The sequence below is a fragment of the Comamonas jiangduensis genome (assembly GCF_030162955.1).
GTDB lineage: Bacteria > Pseudomonadota > Gammaproteobacteria > Burkholderiales > Burkholderiaceae_C > Comamonas > Comamonas jiangduensis.
Genome location: NZ_JARXOV010000059.1, coordinates 1 through 415 on the forward strand (window position 1 = coordinate 1; position 415 = coordinate 415).

At 55.9% G+C, this 415-nt stretch carries 1 protein-coding gene; it reads left to right on the forward strand.

Features of this window, described 5'->3' with window-relative positions; translation table 11 throughout:
* Positions 1-415: IS3 family transposase (locus QEP12_RS16980; protein ID WP_284214995.1), on the forward strand; the 415-nt coding region annotated here is incomplete at both ends.

The following is a 415-nucleotide window of genomic DNA, read 5'->3' on the forward strand; positions in this document are numbered from 1 at the left end:
CAGGTTGCTGCAAATTGCCCCATCGGGCTACAGGCGCAGGGTTCAACAAAGAAACTGCCCTTGGCTGCGCTGCAAGCGCAGCCAATCAGATGAAGAACGTTGCAGTCATATTCAACGGGTGTGGCATGCCAATTGGCAGGTGTATGGCATCGTCAAAGTCTGGAAGCAGATGCACCGAGAGGGTTTGCCGATTGCCCGCTGCACAGTGCAACGCCTGATGCGCAAGCTGGGCCTTGAAGGTGCAAGGCGAGGCAAGAAGGTACGTACGACACGCCCAGATGTGGCACGGCCAAGCCCGCTAGACCTGGTCAACCGCCAGTTCACAGCCCAGCGCCCTGACCAGCTTTGGGTTGCAGACTTCACCTATATATCAACATGGCAAGGGCAAATGTTTGTGGCCTTTGTGATTGATGTG